The organism is Arthrobacter sp. Leaf141 (genome assembly GCF_001424565.1).
GTDB lineage: Bacteria > Actinomycetota > Actinomycetes > Actinomycetales > Micrococcaceae > Arthrobacter.
The window spans coordinates 31,621-46,980 of record NZ_LMOL01000003.1; the positions used below are offsets into that span (position 1 = coordinate 31,621).

At 67.8% G+C, this 15,360-nt stretch carries 18 protein-coding genes; 13 read left to right on the forward strand and 5 right to left on the reverse strand.

All coding sequences use genetic code 11. From position 1 onward, the window contains the following. Positions 1-129: 129 nt before the first annotated feature. The 7 genes from ASF72_RS01405 (at position 130) to ASF72_RS01430 (ending at position 5,916) form a co-directional block, all read left to right on the forward strand. The gene (locus ASF72_RS01405; protein ID WP_056595901.1) at positions 130-1,248 is read left to right on the forward strand and encodes a histidinol-phosphate transaminase; all 1,119 of its coding nucleotides are present in this window, start codon (positions 130-132) and stop codon (positions 1,246-1,248) included. Between the two features lie 61 nt (positions 1,249-1,309). Then, positions 1,310-1,936, forward strand: coding sequence for an imidazoleglycerol-phosphate dehydratase HisB (gene hisB, locus ASF72_RS01410; protein WP_050685696.1), 627 nt, complete (start codon positions 1,310-1,312; stop codon positions 1,934-1,936). Further along, on the forward strand, positions 1,933-2,706 hold the full coding sequence (gene hisH / locus ASF72_RS01415) for an imidazole glycerol phosphate synthase subunit HisH (protein WP_056595905.1): 774 nt from the start codon (positions 1,933-1,935) through the stop codon (positions 2,704-2,706). The genes hisB and hisH overlap by 4 nt, the downstream gene beginning before the upstream one ends. Continuing rightward, complete coding sequence (locus ASF72_RS20685; protein ID WP_164468838.1) at positions 2,707-2,865, forward strand: hypothetical protein; 159 nt, start codon at positions 2,707-2,709, stop codon at positions 2,863-2,865. 40 nt (positions 2,866-2,905) lie between these two features. Next, the gene (priA, locus tag ASF72_RS01420; protein WP_056595908.1) at positions 2,906-3,652 is read left to right on the forward strand and encodes a bifunctional 1-(5-phosphoribosyl)-5-((5-phosphoribosylamino)methylideneamino)imidazole-4-carboxamide isomerase/phosphoribosylanthranilate isomerase PriA; all 747 of its coding nucleotides are present in this window, start codon (positions 2,906-2,908) and stop codon (positions 3,650-3,652) included. Positions 3,653-3,671: 19 nt separating this feature from the next. Further along, positions 3,672-4,559 (forward strand): SseB family protein, encoded by an 888-nt coding sequence (locus ASF72_RS01425; RefSeq protein ID WP_056595911.1) that lies wholly within the window; start codon positions 3,672-3,674, stop codon positions 4,557-4,559. A gap of 55 nt (positions 4,560-4,614) precedes the next feature. After that, the gene (locus ASF72_RS01430) at positions 4,615-5,916 is read left to right on the forward strand and encodes an MFS transporter (protein ID WP_056595913.1); all 1,302 of its coding nucleotides are present in this window, start codon (positions 4,615-4,617) and stop codon (positions 5,914-5,916) included. 208 nt (positions 5,917-6,124) lie between these two features. Here the strand turns inward: ASF72_RS01430 and ASF72_RS01435 are convergent, their stop codons facing one another. Further along, complete coding sequence (locus ASF72_RS01435; RefSeq protein ID WP_056595916.1) at positions 6,125-6,511, reverse strand: DUF1844 domain-containing protein; 387 nt, start codon at positions 6,509-6,511, stop codon at positions 6,125-6,127. A gap of 397 nt (positions 6,512-6,908) precedes the next feature. Here ASF72_RS01435 and infC point away from each other — a divergent pair, with 397 nt between their 5' ends. The 5 genes from infC to ASF72_RS01460 all read left to right on the forward strand — a co-directional run bounded on the left by infC (position 6,909) and on the right by ASF72_RS01460 (position 10,873). Then, the gene (gene infC / locus ASF72_RS01440) at positions 6,909-7,931 is read left to right on the forward strand and encodes a translation initiation factor IF-3 (protein ID WP_056595919.1); all 1,023 of its coding nucleotides are present in this window, start codon (positions 6,909-6,911) and stop codon (positions 7,929-7,931) included. Positions 7,932-8,049: 118 nt separating this feature from the next. Continuing rightward, the gene (gene rpmI, locus ASF72_RS01445) at positions 8,050-8,244 is read left to right on the forward strand and encodes a 50S ribosomal protein L35 (protein WP_009358635.1); all 195 of its coding nucleotides are present in this window, start codon (positions 8,050-8,052) and stop codon (positions 8,242-8,244) included. A gap of 118 nt (positions 8,245-8,362) precedes the next feature. Further along, the gene (rplT, locus tag ASF72_RS01450) at positions 8,363-8,842 is read left to right on the forward strand and encodes a 50S ribosomal protein L20 (protein WP_050685690.1); all 480 of its coding nucleotides are present in this window, start codon (positions 8,363-8,365) and stop codon (positions 8,840-8,842) included. A gap of 66 nt (positions 8,843-8,908) precedes the next feature. Next, positions 8,909-9,826 carry a TrmH family RNA methyltransferase gene (locus tag ASF72_RS01455; RefSeq protein WP_056595922.1) on the forward strand — a complete coding sequence of 306 codons (918 nt, stop codon included), beginning with the start codon at positions 8,909-8,911 and terminating at the stop codon, positions 9,824-9,826. A 123-nt stretch (positions 9,827-9,949) separates the two neighbouring features. Continuing rightward, positions 9,950-10,873 (forward strand): cation diffusion facilitator family transporter, encoded by a 924-nt coding sequence (locus ASF72_RS01460; RefSeq protein WP_056595993.1) that lies wholly within the window; start codon positions 9,950-9,952, stop codon positions 10,871-10,873. A 21-nt stretch (positions 10,874-10,894) separates the two neighbouring features. Here ASF72_RS01460 and ASF72_RS01465 read toward each other — a convergent pair whose 3' ends face one another. After that, complete coding sequence (locus tag ASF72_RS01465) at positions 10,895-12,103, reverse strand: MFS transporter (protein ID WP_056595925.1); 1,209 nt, start codon at positions 12,101-12,103, stop codon at positions 10,895-10,897. 162 nt (positions 12,104-12,265) lie between these two features. Here ASF72_RS01465 and ASF72_RS01470 point away from each other — a divergent pair, with 162 nt between their 5' ends. After that, entirely contained in the window at positions 12,266-12,718 is a 453-nt protein-coding gene (locus ASF72_RS01470) for a (deoxy)nucleoside triphosphate pyrophosphohydrolase (protein ID WP_050685687.1), read from the forward strand. A gap of 86 nt (positions 12,719-12,804) precedes the next feature. Here ASF72_RS01470 and ASF72_RS01475 read toward each other — a convergent pair whose 3' ends face one another. From ASF72_RS01475 to ASF72_RS01485, 3 genes are read right to left on the reverse strand one after another with little or no spacing between them, the layout of a single operon-like run. Beyond that, on the reverse strand, positions 12,805-13,932 hold the full coding sequence (locus ASF72_RS01475; RefSeq protein ID WP_056595928.1) for an Rv2578c family radical SAM protein: 1,128 nt from the start codon (positions 13,930-13,932) through the stop codon (positions 12,805-12,807). Positions 13,933-13,988: 56 nt separating this feature from the next. After that, a complete protein-coding gene (locus tag ASF72_RS01480) occupies positions 13,989-14,660 on the reverse strand; it encodes an SIMPL domain-containing protein (RefSeq protein ID WP_235504633.1) in 672 nt (223 codons plus the stop codon). Continuing rightward, the gene (locus ASF72_RS01485) at positions 14,657-15,184 is read right to left on the reverse strand and encodes a hypothetical protein (RefSeq protein ID WP_056595931.1); all 528 of its coding nucleotides are present in this window, start codon (positions 15,182-15,184) and stop codon (positions 14,657-14,659) included. The genes ASF72_RS01480 and ASF72_RS01485 overlap by 4 nt, the downstream gene beginning before the upstream one ends. Positions 15,185-15,360: the final 176 nt, after the last annotated feature.

A 15,360-nucleotide genomic window follows, 5' to 3' on the forward strand; every position in this document is an offset into this window, starting at 1 on the left:
ACGTGCGGGCTGTTCGTCCCCACGTTCGGGCCAGCACCAACGGCTGGAAACAAGGACACCCCACCCGCAGGATGGCAGTCCCGGACCGTCACATTTTCCGGGGCCGGGCAGGGCCACTAAACTGTTCAGGTGAATGACCAGCTAGAGCGTTTGAACCGGCTTCCCCTCCGCAGCAACCTCCGTGGGCTGACCCCTTACGGGGCCCCCCAGCTGGATGTTCCCATCCTGCTCAACGTCAACGAGAACACCCATGGCGTCCCGGCGGACGTCCGTGCCGCCATCAGCGCAGCAGTCACCGAGGCCGCTGCCGGGCTCAACCGCTACCCGGACCGCGAATTCACCGATCTGCGGAAGGCCCTGGCGGAATACCTGGGGCACGGCCTGGACGAGGCCAACCTCTGGGCCGCCAACGGCTCCAACGAGGTCCTCCAGCAGATCCTGCAGGCGTTTGGCGGCCCCGGCCGGACCGCCCTGGGTTTTCCTCCCACGTATTCCATGTACCCGCTCCTGGCCAGCGGCACGGATACCGAATACATCGCAGGGGTACGCGCCGAAGGGTACGGCCTCAGCGCGGAGTCGGCTGCCCGCCAGGTGCGCGAGCTGCAGCCCAACGTCGTTTTCCTCTGCTCACCTAACAATCCCACGGGAACCGGGCTGGGCCTGGACGTGGTTGAGGCTGTCTACGAAGCCGGCAACGACAGCCAGACCATCGTCATCGTCGACGAGGCGTATCACGAGTTTGCCCACGAGGGCACACCCAGCGCCCTCACCCTCCTGCCTGGCCGGGAACGCCTGATCGTCACCCGCACCATGAGCAAGGCCTTCGCCCTGGCCGGCGCCCGGCTCGGCTACATGGCGGCGGCCCCGGAAGTCACCGACGCCCTCCGCCTGGTCAGGCTGCCGTACCACCTGTCAGCCATCACGCAAGCCACTGCCCTTGCCGCACTTGAGCACCGCGAGGCCCTGATGGCGGACGTGCAGGACATCATGGTCCAGCGCGACCGCATCGTGGCCGGGCTGGAGCTGCTGGGCCTCAAGCCCGCGGCGTCCGACTCGAACTACGTGTTCTTCGGCGGCCTCACGGACCCGCACCAGGTCTGGCAGGAACTCCTGGACGCCGGCGTGCTGATCAGGGACGTAGGGATCCCCGGACACCTGCGCGTCACTGCGGGCACGGAGAAGGAAACAACGGCGTTCCTGTCCGCCCTGGAGAGCATCCTTGCCAGGACGCCCGGGCTTCGCGCCTAGACTTGACCAACAGGGCGCACCCCGTCCCACCACCCCCACTTCCCTCAAAGGACCCTTGACCATGAGTTCCACCGGATCGAACGCAGCCGAGTCCCGGACCGCACGCATGGAGCGTGCCACCAGTGAATCGTCAGTGCTCGTGGAGATCAACCTTGACGGCACCGGTGTATCGGACATCGACACCTCGGTGCCGTTCTACGACCACATGCTCACAGCACTGTGCAAGCACTCGCTGATCGACATGACCGTCAAGGCCACCGGTGACACCCACATCGACGTCCACCACACCGTCGAAGACGTCGCCATCACCTTCGGGGAAGTCCTCCGCACCGCCCTGGGCACCAAGGCCGGGATCCGGCGCTTCGGCGAAGCCACTGTCCCGCTGGACGAGGCCCTTGCCCACGCCGTTGTTGATGTCTCGGGCCGGCCCTACCTGGTGCACGGCGGCGAGCCCGCAGGCCAGGAGTACCACCTGATCGGCGGGCACTTCACCGGGTCCCTGACCCGCCACGTTTTCGAAGCCATCACCTTGCACGCCGGCATCTGCCTGCACATGAACGTCATGGCCGGCCGCGATCCGCACCACATCGTGGAGGCACAGTTCAAGGCGTTCGCCCGGGCCCTGCGCGCGGCCGTTGAACCCGACCCCCGCGTTGAAGGCATCCCGTCCACCAAGGGCGCCCTGTGACGGGCCGGATCCTCAAGGACGGCGCGATCATCGACCCCTCGGCAGCCCAGCGGCTCGAGTCGCCCCAGGGCAAACCCACCGTCACCGTGCTTGACTACGGTTCCGGAAACGTACGCTCCGCCGTCCGCGCCCTTGAGCGTGCCGGAGCCGAGGTCATCCTGAGCGCCAAGCCCGGGGACGTGCTGAACGCGGACGGCCTGGTGGTGCCCGGCGTCGGCGCCTTTGAAACGGTGATGCGCGAGCTCAAAGCCGTGGACGGGATCCGCCTGATCGGCCGCAGGGTGGCCGGCGGACGCCCGGTCCTGGGCATCTGCGTAGGACTCCAGGTGCTTTTTGAAGCCGGTGTGGAGCACGGCACCGAAGCTGAAGGCATCGGCGAATGGCCCGGCAAGGTGGAACTGCTGCCCGCCGAGGTGGTGCCCCACATGGGGTGGAACACCGTGAAGTCTCCGGCCGGCTCCAAACTGTTTGCCGGCGTCGAAAACGAACGCTTCTACTTTGTGCACTCCTACGGGGTGCAGGAATGGAACTTCGACATCATCCAGCCGCGTATGGCGGCGCCCCTGGTGACCTGGTCCGAGCACGGCGCCCCGTTCATTGCCGCGGTGGAGAACGGGCCGCTGTGCGCCACCCAGTTCCACCCGGAAAAGTCCGGGGACGCCGGAGCCCGGCTGCTGCGCAACTGGGTGGACGCCCTGCGCCGCCCCGCAACCAGCGATGCCACCGCAGCCGAAACCGCTGCCCAGCCCGCGGCCGGCGGCGATTCCTGAATGTGGTCCATTGTCCTGATGGGCCTGGCCGGTCTCCTGGTGGGCGGCGCACTGTCCTTCCGCCAGCAGGCCAAACCGCTCTGGACCCAGGTCTCGTTCTACGTCCTGGCCGCGATGTCGCTGGTGGCCGCGTATCTCCTGACCCTGCCTGGCTCGTGACCGGGCCCGCGTACTCCGTCACCCAACCCTGAGGAAACTGATGACCACCGCAAACGACCTGCCGGTCCTGGAACTGCTGCCCGCCGTCGACGTTGTTAATGGACAGGCCGTCCGGCTGGTCCAGGGCGAGGCCGGCAGCGAAACCAGCTACGGCACCCCGCTGGAAGCTGCGCTGAACTGGCAGGACCAGGGTGCCGAGTGGGTGCACCTGGTGGACCTCGACGCAGCCTTCGGCCGGGGGTCCAACGCGGAACTGCTCCGCGAAGTGGTGGGCCGGCTGGACATCAAAGTGGAACTGTCCGGCGGGCTGCGCGACGACGAAAGCCTCGAAGCTGCCCTTGACTTGGGCGTCGCGCGCGTGAACCTGGGCACCGCCGCGCTGGAGAACCCGGACTGGACCCGCCGGGCAATCGACCGCTTCGGCGACCGGATCGCCGTGGGCCTCGACGTCCGCGGCACTACACTGGCAGGCCGCGGCTGGACCAAGGAAGGCGGGGACCTCTGGGACGTCCTGGCACGCCTTGAGGACGCCGGCTGCGCACGCTACGTGGTCACGGACGTCACCAAGGACGGCACCCTGCAGGGCCCCAACGTGGAGCTCCTCCGCCGGATGGTGGAGAAGACCGGCAAGCCCGTGGTCGCCTCGGGAGGCATCTCCAGCCTCGAGGACCTCAAGGTCCTCCGTTCGCTGGTTCCGCTGGGCGTCGAAGGTGCCATTGTGGGCAAGGCCCTGTACGCCGGCGCCTTCACCCTGCCCGACGCCCTCGACGTTGCCGGCCGCCGCTGAGGCGCAACAGGGAAACCGCATGACAAGCCGAGAGTCCGGTCCGGACAGCCCCGCGCCCCGGCACCTGCCCGGGCATATCGCCGCCGCGTTGGCCGGTGCCGGCGGCGCCGCCGACTCTGCCGGACAGCCCTGGGCAGGCCGCAGCCTGGCCGGCGATGACGCCCGGATCCACAATTTCGACGACGACGACGGCGCTGCCGACGCCGGTTACCTCGCCGCCGTCGCGGCACTCCGGTCCGGCACCGGCGACGAAGCCGGGGTCGTGGCTTCGCTGGCCACGGCCCGGGTGTTTATCCCGATCGTTGCGCAGCTGGCCGAGGAAGCCGAAACGGACTCGGGGCTGCACGCCGACAAGCAGGCCGACATGGCATTGGTCACCCTCAAAGCCGCGGACGGACGGACGGCCATGCCGGCCTTCACGTCAGCCGGGGCCCTTTCGGCCTGGCACCCGGACGCCCGGCCGGTGGCCGTCTACGCCGCCAGGGCCGCGCTGTCCGCGGTGGCAGAGGGCGCCGAGCTTATGGTGCTTGACCCAGGGGCCGGGGTCACCTTTGTGGTCCGCAGACCGGGCCTGTGGGCGCTGGCCCAGCAGCGCTCCTGGTCGCCGTCCTATGCGGACGCGGAACTGGCCACCGAAATGCGGCAGGCTGCAGCGGCCTTCCCCGCCGTCCGGGACCTTCAGCTGAAACCCGGCAGGGGAGTGGCCACCGCCGCAGCGGATGGCTCAACCCTTGCCGGTGGCGGCGCCGGTCCCGAGCTGCAGGTGGTGCTCTACCTGGCGGACGGGCTGGACGCTGCCGGGGTACAGCAGCTGGTGGCGGGGCTCCAGGGCGAGTGGTCGCGGAATGTATTGTTTGGGGAGCGGGTCGACTCGATCGAGGTCAAGTTGAGGCGCGCCATACACTAGCCGGCAGCCAGGCGGGAAACCCCGGGAGGCTGCGGCAGACCTAAGGATCATTTTCGTGAATTTCGCTCTCTACCGGGAGTTGCTCGCCGTCCAAGCCATCCGGCGCCTGCTGCTGGTGGGCATGATCGCCCGTATTCCCCACTCCGCAGCCGGCGTGCTGCTGACCCTGCACATCGTCCTCACCCTGGACCAGGGCTATGCCGCCGCCGGAGCCGCCGCCGCCGTGATGACCATCGGCATCGCCGTTGGCGCGCCGTGGCGGGGCCGCAGGGTGGACACCGTGGGCCTGCGGAAGGCCCTCATACCATCCGTGGTTTCCGAAGCGGTCATCTGGACCGTGGTGCCCCACGTCTCGTACCAGTGGCTGCTGCCCCTGGTGTTTGTGGGCGGCCTGCTCACCCTCCCCATCTTCAGCGTGGTCCGCCAATCGCTGGGCATCCTCGCTGAGGGGGACCAGCGCCGCACGGCCTTCGCCCTCGACGCGATCACCACCGAACTGGTGTTTATGATCGGCCCGGCGGCCGGCGCCATCATTGCCACCAGCGGCCACACCGTCGCCGGCCTCACCGTTGTAGGCCTGGCCACATCCTTCGCCGGCCTGTTTCTCATGTGGTTCAACCCACCCACCCGCAGCCCGGCCCAGACCGCAGACGCCGAGGGGGAGCGCAGCCGGGACGAGCGCCACGCCGCCGAAGCGGCAGTGGTGGCCGCGGCCCCGGCCCACCTTCAGGAGGCGGCGGCGGAACTGGTGCCGGCAGGTGCCCCAGCCCCGGGGATCCGGGGACGGGTGGCGCACAACTTCGCCTGGTTCACGGCGACCGTAGCGGCATTGTTCGCCGTGGCAGCCGGAACCGGGATGGTCCTCAGCGGCACCGATGTGGGCATCGTCGCTGCCCTGGAAGGAGGCGGACACCAGGGCGAAATCGGGATTGTTTTCCTGTTCTGGTGCGCCGCGTCCGTGGTCGGTGGACTGATTTACGGTGCCATGCACCGGCCCGTGTCACCCATCCTGCTGCTGCTCGGAATGGCCGCCTTCACCATCCCCATGGGCTTCGCGCACGATACCTGGACCCTGGCGCTGGTCTCCCTGCTCCCCGGCCTGCTCTGCGCGCCGGTGCTGTCCTCCGCGTCGGAGAAGGTCGCGGATCTGGTCTCGGAGGAACGCCGCGGCGAAGCCATGGGCTGGTACGGCTCTGCACTGACCGGCGGCGTTGCCCTGGGCGCGCCGCTTGCCGGGGTGTTCATCGACGGTGTCGGTCCGTCCGGCGGCTTCTTCGCCGTCGGCACCGCCGGAGTCCTGCTGTGCCTGGTGGGACTGGTGCTTCAGCAGGTTCGCCGGCGACGCGCAACCGCCTGAGCTGCACGGCCGGGGTTGGTAAAACCAACAACAACGGCCGCCGGCGCTGCGGCGTGGGCTGGATTGCTGTCTGAGCCGGCCCGCCGGCGCAGCCGCCAGGCCCGTAGAGCCGGTTGGTTAACCAACGACGGCGGCGGCAGGCCCGTGTGGGCCGGCCGCCGCCGTGGTGGTCATCAGTCTCCGGAGCCGGCGCCCCGGAAGGTGTCCGTCAGTTGACGGCGCCGGTGAACTTCTCGCCCGGACCCTTGCCCGGCGGATCCTGGATCAGGGATTCCTCGCGGAAGGCCAGCTGCAGCGACCGCAGGCCATCACGCAACGGGCCCGCGTGCTGGGAGCCGATCTCGGGTGCCGCGGCGGTTACCAGACCGGCCAGGGCGTGGATCAGCTTCCGGGCCTCGTCGAGGTCCTTGAGCTCTTCGGCGTTTTCCTCGGCGGCGAGGCCCAGCTTGACGGCGGCCGCGCTCATCAGGTGCACGGCGGCGGTGGTGATGACCTCAATGGCCGGAACTTCGGAAATGTCCCGGATCTGCTGCGAGACGCCACCGGCGTCACCTGCAGGCTCGAAAACATGTGAATTACTGTCTGGGGTGCTCATACTGGTAAGCTTGACACAGACCGACTGGATGCTGTTATTTCAGAGATTGTCCTTACGATCGGATTCCTGCGGCGCCCCGCGGCGTTGACAGGAATCTTTTTCTGTAGAATGGCATGCAGTTTGCAAGCGGAGTTCTCTCCCACCCGCGTCAGCCGTTGTCCTTCGATGTTCCTGAACATCTGATGGACGCAAGGTTGCCGGGTACCTGGTTGGGCATGGCGCCGGCAGTAGCCGGTGTGTGCGGGCAGTCCCTTAGTGGGGCAGTCCAGTCAACCTTTTAGAGGCCTTCGATTGCTCCGGCAATTGGGGGCCTTCTCTATTTGCCGGAATCCACAACAAACACAGGAGCTTTAACATTAGCGAGCCAAGAATCAATGAGCGTATCCGCGTCCCCGAGGTGCGGCTGGTCGGCCCTGCAGGTGAACAGGTAGGAATCGTCCGTATTGATGATGCACTGCGCCTGGCTGCCGAGTCCGATCTTGATCTCGTTGAAGTTGCGCCGCAGGCCAAGCCTCCGGTGTGCAAGCTGATGGACTTCGGCAAGTACAAGTACGAAGCCGCTGTCAAAGCCCGTGAAGCCCGGAAGAACCAGACGAACACCGTTCTGAAGGAAATCCGCTTCCGCCTGAAGATCGACACCCACGACTACGAGACCAAGCGCGGCCACGCCCTCCGCTTCCTCGGCGCCGGGGACAAGGTCAAGGCCATGATCCAGTTCCGTGGCCGTGAGCAGCAGCGTCCCGAGATGGGCATCCGCCTGCTCCAGCGCTTCGCCGACGACGTCGCTGAAGTCGGTGTGGTGGAGTCCAGCCCCCGCATCGACGGCCGCAACATGGTGATGGTGGTTGGCCCGCTCAAGAACAAGGCTGAGGCCAAGGCCGAAGCCCGCCGTGCCACCCAGCGCGCCGAGTCCAAGGCACAGAACGAAGCCCGGGCAACGGGCGGCCACATCGACGTTTCCGGCGATGACCAGGCACCCTTCACGCAGTCCCTCGCGGACCTGCTGCCCGAGGGCTTCGCCATCACCACCGAACCCGCCGCAGCAGTCGAGGCTCCGGAGGAAAAGCCGGCAGCCGCCGTCGAACCTTCCGAAGCCGCCGCGGCACCGGCTGAAGCCCCCAAGCAGGAGGCTCCGAAGCAGGAAGCCCCCAAGCAGGAGGCCAGCAAGGCCGCCGCGCCGAAGGCTGCCGCTCCTAAGGCCGCTGCTCCCAGGGCCGCTGCCCCCAAGGCTGCAGCCCCGAAGGCCGCCGCCCCGGCTGCCAAGCCTGCTGCTGCTGAAAAGACGGAAGCCGCCACCCCGGCTGCCGCTCCCAAGCCGGCTGCTGTGCCGAAGCCGATGGCCCGGCCTGCTGCCCCCAAGCCTGCTGCACGCCCTGCCCCCAAGGCAGCGCCGAAGCCGGCTGCGAAGAAAACCACTTAGTCCACAACTGCCGGCGGTAAGTCCCGCCGGCAGCCAGCAACCAGCACGCCGCCCGTAAGGGTGGCTGCTCGATAGAACTGCAGGCCCAGCCTGCGGACACGTAAGGAGATCGGTTCCCATGCCGAAGATGAAGACCCACAGTGGTGCTAAGAAGCGCTTCAAGCTGACCGGCAGCGGCAAGCTGCGCCGCCAGCAGGCCAACCGCCGCCACTACCTCGAGCACAAGTCCTCCAGGCTGACCCGCCGCCTCGCCGGCGACAAGATCGTCTTCAAGGGCGACGCCAAGGTCATCCGGAAGATGCTCGGCATCTAATTTCCAAGTTCTTTGACGGGCCGCCAACCGGCAGCCGGTCAGCTACCAAAAAGCCTTCTCAGGCCGCCGGGAAACCGGCAGTAGATGCTTGGGATCAGATTTTCGAAGGAGTACGCACGTGGCACGTGTGAAGAGGGCGGTAAACGCCCACAAGAAGCGTCGGGTTATTCTTGAGCGCGCAAAGGGTTACCGTGGTCAGCGTTCACGCCTGTACCGCAAGGCCAAAGAGCAGCTGCTGCACTCGTTTGTGTACAGCTACGGCGACCGCAAGAAGAAGAAGGGCGACTTCCGCCGCCTGTGGATCCAGCGCATCAATGCTGCATCCCGCGCCAACGGCCTCACCTACAACCGACTGATCCAGGGCCTGAAGGCCGCTGAGGTTGAGGTTGACCGCCGCATGCTGGCCGAGCTGGCCGTCTCGGACGCCAACGCTTTCGCCGCGCTGGTCCAGGTTGCCAAGAACTCGCTGCCCGCCGACACGTCCGCTCCGGCCGTCCAGGTTGAAGCCGCAGCGCCGAAGGCCGAGAAGAAGAAGCCTGCTGCGAAGAAGCCCGCTGCGAAGAAGCCTGCCGCCAAGAAGGCTGCAGCAGCCGAGTAGCAGCAAAGCGTTCCTTCGGGAAACGGCAGTTCAGGAACGGGTGGCAGCAGCCATTACAGTTCTTATATGAACGAAACCGGGCGCCCGCAAGATTTTCCACTTTCCAACCCCCGAGCAGATCGGGTCCGGGACGTGGCGAAACTTGCAGGGCGCCCGGCCCGTTTAAGGCGCGGCGAATTCCTGGTGGAAGGCCCCCAGGCGGTGCGGGAAGCCCTGAAGCTGCACCAGCAGCGGCTGGCCGCAGGTGCGCCGGGCATCGTGACCGAAGTGTTTGCCAGTGAGGCCTGCCTGGACCGCTACCCGGAGTTTGACGGGCTCGCGGAGGGCACCGATGCGCGGCTGGCAACCGAGGACGTCCTGGCAGCCATGGCGGACACCGTCAACCCGCAGGGAATTGTGGCCGTCTGCCGCTTTGTGGACGTGTCCCTCACTGACGTGCTCGACGCCGGCCCCCGCCTGATTGCCGTCCTGTGCCAGGTCCGGGACCCGGGGAACGCCGGGACGGTCCTCCGGGCCGCCGACTCCGCCGGGGCGGACGCCGTGGTGCTGACCGGTTCCAGCGTGGACATCTACAATCCCAAAGCCGTCCGCTCCACGGCAGGCTCGCTTTTCCACCTTCCGGTGGTCATCGGTGCAGACGTGGCGGAAGTGGTGGCAGCCTGCAAGGAACGGGGGATCGGGGTCCTCGCCGCCGACGGCTATGGCGCCCTGAACCTGGACACGCTCCAGGACGGCAGTGCCCGGCGCAGGCTGACCGGTGACGGGCCGGAGACCGGCTACGACCTGGCGGCCCCCACGGCCTGGTTGTTCGGCAACGAGGCGCAGGGCCTCTCGGAGGAAGAACTGGCCCTGGCCGAGCATCGGGTGGCGGTCCCCATCTACGGCGCTGCCGAAAGCCTCAACCTCGGCACCGCGGCCACCGTGTGCCTTTACGCCAGCGCCCGCTCGCAGCAGGAGCCAGCCGCGCAGCCAGCTGACCGGTAAGGCGCCGCCGGGCCGAACTGCCGTGCGCTCCAGGTTCCGGCCGGGTACGGTAATGCATGGGCGGAGCCAGGCTGGGTCCGCAATAAGTGCTGGATTCCTGATCCTGGAGAGGTGGATGCCACCGTGGCTGCCAATGGCGGTACCAAAGCGATCGTGGCGGCCCTGGCTGCGAACCTGGGCATCGCCGTCCTCAAGTTCGTGGCGTACCTGCTGACGCTGTCCTCGTCGATGCTGGCCGAAGCCATCCACTCGCTGGCGGACTCCGGCAACCAGCTCCTGCTGCTGGTGGGCGGAAAGAAGTCCCGGCGTGCTGCCAGCCCGGAGCACCCGTTCGGCTACGGCCGGGAGCGCTACATCTACGCATTTATCGTTGCCATTGTGCTGTTCAGCGTCGGTGGCCTGTTTGCCCTCTACGAGGCCTACGAAAAATTTCTGGAACCGCATCCCATCGAGGGCAGCTTCTGGTGGGTGCCACTGGCCGTGCTGTTGGGCGCGATCGTGGCGGAATCCCTTTCGTTCCGGACGGCGATCCGCGAATCCAACACCGTCCGCGGCAAGCAGACCTGGGTGAAGTTCATCCGGAGCGCAAAACAGCCGGAACTGCCCGTCATCCTGCTCGAGGACTTTGGCGCCCTTATAGGCCTGGCCTTCGCCCTGATGGGGGTGGGCCTGACCCTGCTGACAGGGAGCGGGGTGTGGGACGCCGCCGGCACTGGCATGATTGGTCTCCTGCTGGTGGCCATCGCCGTGGTACTGGCCATGGAGACCAAGTCCCTGCTGGTGGGGGAGTCCGCCGGTAAAGAGGACCTGGAGCGCATCAGGGCCGCCATCGAGGCCGACGGCGGCCGCATCATCCACCTCAAGACCCTGCACCTTGGACCCGATGAACTGCTGGTGGCAGCCAAGATCGCCGTGGACAGCACGGAGACGGGCCGGCAGATCGCCCAGGAAATCGACAGGACCGAGGCGCGGATCCGGGCAGCAGTGCCCATCGCCAGGGTCATCTACCTGGAACCGGACCTCAACCGGTCGGATACCGGCGAATAATCCCAGGAGTCCAACCCGGGATCAGACGGTCAGCGGCTTTTTGCGTTCCAGGAGGCCGCTGAGGATGGCGACGCCGAAGCCCAGGAGGGCCAGCACCGCACCGACCAGGGCCGGGGCGACGTAGCCCCAGCCGAGGGCGATGACCACGCCGCCCAGGAATGCACCCAGGGCGTTGGCCACGTTCAGGGCCGCGTGGTTCAGGGACGAGGCCAGTGAGGGGGCGTCCGGGGACGCGTCCAGCAGCCGGGTCTGCAGGGCCGGGATCAGCATGGACCCGGCGGCTCCCACCACAAACACCATGACGTAGGCGGACCAGGGCCAGTGCACGGCCACCGCGTAGACCACCAGTGCCACGGCAACGCCGGGCAGCACCTTGTAGATGGTCCCCATCACGGATTTGTCGGCCAGCCGCCCGCCCACCACGTTGCCGGCCACCATGCCCAGCCCATAGAGGGCTACCACCAGCGGGATCAGCGACGACGGGATCCCGGCCACCAGTGTCATGGTGTGGGCGATGTAGGTGTAGGTGGCGAAGAACCCGCCGAAGCCCACGATGCCGATGGCGATGGCCAGCCACACCTGGATCCGTTTCAGTGCGCCGAGTTCACGCCTGATGCTCGCGTCCGGGTGGGCCGCCTGGAACGGCACGAACTTCCAGATCAGGGCCATGGTGACCAGGCCAATGGCGCCCACCAGGATGAACAGCAGCCGCCAGCCGTAGGTTTGGCCCAGCCAGGTGGCGAAGGGGACACCCACCACGTTGGAGATGCTGAGGCCGGCCATCACCATGGAAATGGCCCAGCCGCGCCGGGACGCGGGCACCAGGGATGCGGCGATGACGGCGGCGACACCGAAGAACGCGCCGTGCGGAAGGCCGGCGGCAAACCGGGACAGCAGCATGGTGCCGTAGTCGGGGGCCAGGTAGGACGTGAGGTTGGCCAGCGTGAAGAAGAGCATCAGGCCCAGTGCCAGCTGCTTGCGCGGCAGCTTGGCTCCCACCGCCGCCAGCAGCGGCGCGCCCACCACCACGCCCAGGGCATAGGCGGAAATCAGGTGGCCGGCCTCCGGGGTGGAAATCCCCAGGCCTTGCTCCACCTCCTTGAGCAGCCCCATCATGGTGAATTCCGTGACCCCGATCCCCACCCCGCCCATGGCCAGGGCGATGATGGCCATGGCAAGGAAGGAGGAGGTGGCCGGGGACGCCGTGGACGTGCGGAGGTCGCTGCTCATGTGCCTGCTTCTCGAACGTGGTGCTTGATGGTGGGACATGCCACGGCAGTGGGGCGGTGGTACGGGGGTGGGCCTTTTGCGGAAACCGCGGTGCCGGCTGCGGTATTCCCGCCCGTGCGGCGCGCTGCCCGGTCCTTCCATTGTCCCTCATAGAATGGGGCGGTGACTGGACTGATACAGGTAGTGGGCGGAGCCCTGGTGGACAGCCTGGCCGAACCGGCCCGTTTGCTCGTGGCGCGCCGAAGCGCACCGGAGCAGCTTGCAGGGTTGTGGGAGTTCCCCGGCGGCAAGGTTGAGCCCGGCGAAAGCCCCGACGATGCACTGGTGCGGGAGCTTGCCGAGGAACTTGGAATAGCAGCCCGGTTGGGCGCTGAGCTGCCGGCACCGGAGGCCACGGGCTGGCCCCTGAACGCAAAGGCCAGCATGCGGGTGTGGCTGGCGGAGATCGTCACGGGTGAGCCGGAGCCTCTGGAGGACCACAACGAGCTGCGCTGGCTGCCGCTGGCGGATCCGGAAGCGATCCTGGCCCTGCCGTGGATTCCGGCGGACTTTCCGATCGTCAGGGCCCTGCTCGCAGAGCTGGGTGTTGCCGGCGAAGCTGCGCGGCAGGCTTAGACCCGGCAGGCTTGGACCCGGCAGGCTTGGACCCGGCAGGACTGGATCCGGCAGGACTGGACCCGGCAGATAGGGATGCGGCAGGCCTAGAAGAGGGCGTCCTGCCCCGCCGGCCCGGCGCTCGGACCCGCGGCCAGGGCATGCTGCCCGGCACGGCGGTGGTTGGCTGCCCCCGGTTCCGGGATGCTCCCGGCCGGGTACTGCGCCTCTTCGCCGCGGGGATCGTCCACGTCATCATGGCTGAAGCCGGACGTGCCCGTGAAGCCGTGCCGCGCCTTGAAGTACCGGACCTTGGCCGCCAGCCAGGTGCGGTATTCCTTGGAAGCGTAGGACCCCGTGCCGTACAGCCGCCGGTACTTGCCGGCAAGCTCCGGGTGCCTGGCGGCGAGCCATTGCATAAACCATTCGCGGGTGCCGGGCTTCAGGTACAGGGCGCCGGCGGAGACCCCCGTGGCGCCGGCCGCGGCCAGCGCGGCGAACAGCGAATCCAGGGCCTCGTCGCTGTCGGAGAGCCACGGCAGGATGGGCATGGCCATCACGCCGCAGGGCAGGCCGGCTTCCCGCAGCCGGGAGACCAGTTTCAGCCTGGCGCGCGGCCCCGGGGTGCCGGGTTCAATGGCTTCGGACAGCTCTTCGTCCGTCATCGCCAGCGAGATGCCCAGGCCCACCGGAACCTGCGAGGCAGCGCTTTTAAGCAACGGAATGTCCCGGCCCAGCAGGGTGCCTTTGGTCAGGATGGAGAACGGCGTGCCGGTCTCTGCCAGGGCGGCGATGATCCCCGGCATCAGCTTGTACCGGCCTTCGGCGCGCTGGTAGGGGTCGGTATTGGTTCCCAGGGCCACCTGGTGGCCCTTCCACGACGGCTTGGACAGTTCGCTGCGGAGCACCTCGGCGGCGTTGACTTTGACCACCACCTGGCTGTCGAAGTCCAGGCCGGCGTCGAAATCCAGGTAGGTGTGGCTTTTCCGGGCGAAGCAGTACACACAGGCGTGGCTGCAGCCGCGGTAGGGATTGACCGTCCACTCGAACGGCATCCGGGATCCCGCCGGCACCTTGTTGAGCACCGATTTGGCGGTGACCTCATGGAACGTGATGCCGGCGAACTCCGGAGTGGTGACGGAGCGGACCAGGCCCGCCAGGGGCAGGAGCGCCGGAGCTGCTCCCGCCGTGCCGGGGTCCGGTGCCGGTACCAGTGCTTGCGCATCCCATCTCATGGCTTCCATTCGAAGGTATGTTCGAATGATTGTCAAGGAGGTGCCGCGGCGGAGCCTCAGGATTCCGGGACGATTTCCCAAACGACGGTGACGGCGGCATCCACCCTGTCCTCGCCCGCCTCAATGGCGACGCCCTCCACCGCAGCGGCGCGTTGCAGGCCCGCCGCGGGCACCGGCCCCGCCGCGGGACCCCGCTCCGCCACGGACACCACCCTGCCCAGCCGGGCGGAAGCGAGGGCTGCGAACTGGGATGCTGCGGCCTGGGCGTTGCGCCAGGCAGCGTCGCGGGCACTGGCACGCACCGCTGCGTCGTCCAGGATGGCCAGCTGGAGGTTGTGCAGGCGCACGTCGTTGCCGCCGGCTGCTGCTGCGGCCGAGACCGTTGCCGACGCGGACTCCATGTCCCGGAGCTGGACCGACAGCGAGCTGGTGGCAATGTAGCCTGCCACCCGCTGGCCCTCGCCATCGCGCCAGACCAGGTCCGCGCGGACGCCGAGCCCGGTTGTCCGGATATCGGCTGGGGCCACGCCGTTGCCTTTGAAGGTGGCGGCCACGGCGGACAGGGCCCTTCCTGCAGCGGTATAGGCCTCGTCCACGGACGGGGCGCGGCTTTCCACGCCAATGGCGACCACCATCAGGTCCGGCGCGGCATCGGCCCAGCCCGTGCCGGTGACGGTCACGGTGCCCGGCATGGGCCCGGATGTTTCGAACAGCTGGTTGCTACTCATACGGTTCTCCTTTGAACACGTGGTGGCGGGGGTGGGAAAAAGCCAAAAAGCCGTCGGACCGAACCAGCAACGGCCTTCCGGGGTGGCGTGTGCACGGGGTAGCCGCCGGCGGCCAGCCCGGCGTTGCGCTCAAAGACGTTGCCGGTTCCGGGGTTTCCGGTGCGCGCCACGGACCAGCCGGCAGCCAACAGGTACAACGGGATGAAGGGCAGGCCCAGGCACCAGGCATACTGCGTGCAGTGGCGCTCCTCATGGCCCAGCAGCGCCGGCCGGGCCAGCATTCCTGCCGTGCTCCCGCGGCACAGGACCACGTTGCCCAGCGTGAAAGCACCGGCAACCGGTAGCCGCCACGCATACCCTTCGGCCAGGATCAGGCCCCGCGGGCCGGCGCTGAGCCGGGTCCTGGCGGCCAGTGCCACCACAACGCCGGCCAGGGTGCTGCCGTTGACCACATTGGCGGCCTGCCGCAGCCGCTGTCCTGCCGTGAGGGGCGGGCGGGGTCCCGGACCCGGCCGTAATGTCATGAGGCCATGGTAGCCGGAGCGTTCAATTAGACTGGAGAAAAAGGCCCACCGGTTTTTTCCGGTGTGCCCTGAACCTGGTCATTGGAAGCCCTGAAACCGGGGGCGTCCGTCCATGACCTGCCAGTGACGGGACGCGCCGCCGGGAAACCGGGACGGCTGCCCCGCCGCCGGCAGCC